At 48.0% G+C, this 3,276-nt stretch carries 3 protein-coding genes; 1 reads left to right on the top strand and 2 read right to left on the bottom strand.

Going from position 1 to position 3,276, the window contains the following annotated elements:
- Positions 1-214 (top strand): hypothetical protein (locus QZR21_RS08710; protein WP_296974980.1); only part of this gene is annotated, 214 nt, incomplete at its 5' end.
- 131 nt (positions 215-345) lie between these two features.
- Here the strand turns inward: QZR21_RS08710 and QZR21_RS08705 are convergent.
- Together QZR21_RS08705 and QZR21_RS08700 are read right to left on the bottom strand one after the other, a co-directional pair.
- Positions 346-1,998: an iron ABC transporter permease gene (locus QZR21_RS08705; protein ID WP_296098177.1), complete on the bottom strand. Its 1,653-nt coding sequence runs from the start codon at positions 1,996-1,998 to the stop codon at positions 346-348.
- Positions 1,991-3,094 (bottom strand): ABC transporter ATP-binding protein, encoded by a 1,104-nt coding sequence (locus tag QZR21_RS08700; protein WP_296098173.1) that lies wholly within the window; start codon positions 3,092-3,094, stop codon positions 1,991-1,993. The genes QZR21_RS08705 and QZR21_RS08700 overlap by 8 nt, the downstream gene beginning before the upstream one ends.
- Positions 3,095-3,276: the final 182 nt, after the last annotated feature.

Here is a 3,276-nt window from a genome sequence, read left to right as displayed (position 1 = left end):
GCATAAAAATCCAAGAATGAAATCTGACAACGATTTAATCAGTGCTTCCCTGGAATTTAGAGTGCCTGCGGTTAAAGTCATAGCCTTGAGCTTTGAGCCAGACAGCCGCTTCGCGGGACCTCCTCCAATGGGAGAAGCAATAACCCTGGCTCCCTCACCGGGGGAGCTGTCGCCGAAGGCGTCTGAGGGGGTGCATTTGATTCGAAGACGCTGACCGGATCAATGTGAAAGGCTATGACTCCAACCGTCAGTATGCCCCCCTGCCCCAACAGCCCGATAAATGGAAATTGGCAACGTAACCTGCCATACTCTCGGTGCATCCATTATATCACGATGAGACGACTGCTACAGGGACACATCCCTTTTCCCTGTGAGCTTGTAGAAAAGAAGGAGAGAAATGATAGATGTCACCGTGAGAATAGTAGCATAAGCGGAGGCATTGCCGTAATTGCCGCGAATGACTTCCGTATAAATGGAAACCGTCAGGGTCTGTGTAGAATTGGTGTAGAGGATAATGGACGACGAAAGTTCACTGATAATGGTGACCCAGCTCATAATGGCCCCCGAAAGGACGCCCGGCGCCATCATTGGAATCGTGATCTTTCGAAACGTGGTCATTTCTGATGCGCCAAGGGATATGGCCGCTTCCTCAATGGAGGGGCTGATATTTCCCAGAACCGCCGTAGAAGACCGAACCGTATAAGGCATACGGCGGATGGCAAAAGATATAATCATGATGAGTGCTGTCCCCGTAAGGATGAGTGGAGATTTATTGAACGCAAAGACAAAGGAAATACCAAGCACCGACCCGGGAATAATAAAGGGAAACATGGTAATCACGTCAAGGGCACTGTTCAAAGGGTTCTTCTTGCGCACTGAAAGATAGGCGATAAGCACTCCCAGTACCAGCACAATACAGATAGCGCAGAGCCCCAGGAAATAGGTATGCCAGATGACATCATTATCCTTGGCAAAAAGGGTGGCTTCATAACTCTGGAGAGCAAAACCGCCGGTAAAAACCTGTCCCCCGTTGGAGGCAAGAAAAGATGTATAAATAACCACAGCCTGTGGCAGAACCGCCAATCCCACCACTGCATACACCCACAGATGGGCTAGGATATTCTTCATACCCTTCGCCTGTTCTGCAACCATGGGCTTCAACGCATTCATGGCATAGGTATTCCGATTTGCCAGGAACCGCTGCACGAAGAACATGACAATAGTGAGGCCAATGACAATACAGCAGATGGCTGCTGCAAAGCCGTCATCACCACCCACTTCTCCCATAAACTGGTTGTAAATAAGAACCGGCAATGTCTTGTACCCTTCCCCGATCAGCATTGGCGTACCGAAGTCGGCGAAAACCCGCATGAAGACAAGCATAGAGCTGGCCAAAAGCGTAGGCATGACGAGGGGAATGATAATTTTGAAAATCCGTCCCATTCTCCCGCAGCCCAGACTTTCCGCTGCCTCATTTAAGGAATTATCAAGACTCTTCAGCGCTCCGGACACATATATAAAGACCAGTGGAAATGACTGCAGTGTGAATACAAGCACAATGCCTGCAAAGCCATAAACTCCACCAAAATGAAAGCCAAAAGTGGAATTCAGGAAATGGGTAATCACCCCATTTCTTCCAAGGAGCTGGATCCATGCATAGGCTCCAATGAAAGGCGGCGACAAGTACGAAATAACAATCAGTATATTCAGAAAGCTGCTGCCCCTGATTTTGAGTCTCCCCATGAGGTAAGCCATTGGGAGCCCCAGGGCAGCCGCCAGGAAAGTAGATACTACAGTGACCTTCAGGGAATTTACCATGGTACCCCAATAAAAGCGCTTTGCAAAGAAGTGGGCGAAATATTGGAGCGAAAAGGCACCGGTATCCCCTGCAATAACGCTTTTATAGAGAATAAGGAAAAGAGGATACAGGATAAAAAGGGCGAAGAACGCCAGAATAAGGATACTGAAAAGATTCCAAATGGTCACTTTCTTATTCATGGACTACACCTTCTATCATTGATTTTTCCGTATCCTTCCGGAATACATTGATCAGGTTTGGCTTCACCGTAAGGGTCACATGGGTACCATCGGCTATAATATCATGGTCTTCCCGTGTTTCCAGGGCTTCGATATCTTTTCCTGTTTCCAGATGAATAAAATAATGAGTGGTAAGACCGAGAAAGATGGATGAAGAGACGATGCCCCGAATTCCCTCTCTTCCATCTGTGTGGATTTCAAACTCCTCCGGACGCACGGACACAATAACCTCTTCCCCATCACCGGCATCCGAAATAAGGCCTGCGATTCCGGTCTTGTACCCACTGCCGGTAAAAGAAATCGTCTTTGTCCGGTCACCGGAAAGCACAGCAGGAAGCAGATTCGATAAGCCAATAAAAGTAGAAACAAATACATTGGCCGGGCGCTTGTAAATATCTGCCGGCTTCCCAATCTGCTGTATGACCCCGTTATTCATGACTGCAATCCGATCAGATACAGCCAGTGCTTCTTCCTGGTCATGGGTGACATACATGGTGGTTATATCCACTTTTTTTTGGATCTGCTTGATAGCACTTCGCATTTCAATACGAAGCTTAGCATCCAGATTTGACAGAGGCTCATCCATAAGAAGCACTTCGGGACGGATAACGATGGCCCGAGCCAGGGCCACACGCTGCTGTTGTCCACCAGAAAGGGCCACAGGCATACGGTCTTTCAGATGGTCAATTTTTACAACCTTCAGAATATGGTCTACCCGTTCTTCGATTTCCTTTTCCGGTACCTTCCGCATACGGAGTCCAAAGGCCACGTTATCTTTGACCGACATATGAGGAAAAATGGCATAGTTCTGAAAAACCATCCCCATATTCCGCTTATCCGGAGATACATCATTAATGACCTTTCCCCCAATGGAAATGGTACCTCCCTCAATGGAATTGAATCCGATCACCATACGGAGCAGTGTGGTTTTCCCACAGCCCGAAGGGCCGAGAAGGGTAAAGAATTCACCTGCTTTTACAGATAAGGAAAGACCATTAATAACCGTATTATTACCATACCGTTTAATGACATGGTCTATATCAATGGAAACACTCATAGAATCTCCTTCTTTGTCAGTAAAATGATGAAACTGCCAATTGCGGTTTGTCGAGCTATTGGTTTTGCATGCTAATGTGCGGAGTCATCAGGAGCGGGGCTGCCTGCTGCCAGGAAAGCTCGACAGCCTGCGGCGCTCTCGATGACACCCCTCCACCGCTAACGCGGTCCCCCTCCCCTCTA

It is taken from the genome of uncultured Dialister sp., assembly GCF_900541605.1.
Classification (GTDB): Bacteria; Bacillota; Negativicutes; order Veillonellales; family Dialisteraceae; genus Dialister.
The sequence above is the reverse complement of the archived record's forward strand: the minus strand, read 5'-3'. Positions and strand labels throughout refer to the sequence as shown.

Coding starts and splice junctions, on each gene's coding strand:
- QZR21_RS08705 (WP_296098177.1), bottom strand. CDS start 1,998: ATGAATAAGAAAGTGACCATTTGGAATCTTTTCAGTATCCTTATTCTG.
- QZR21_RS08700 (WP_296098173.1), bottom strand. CDS start 3,094: ATGAGTGTTTCCATTGATATAGACCATGTCATTAAACGGTATGGTAAT.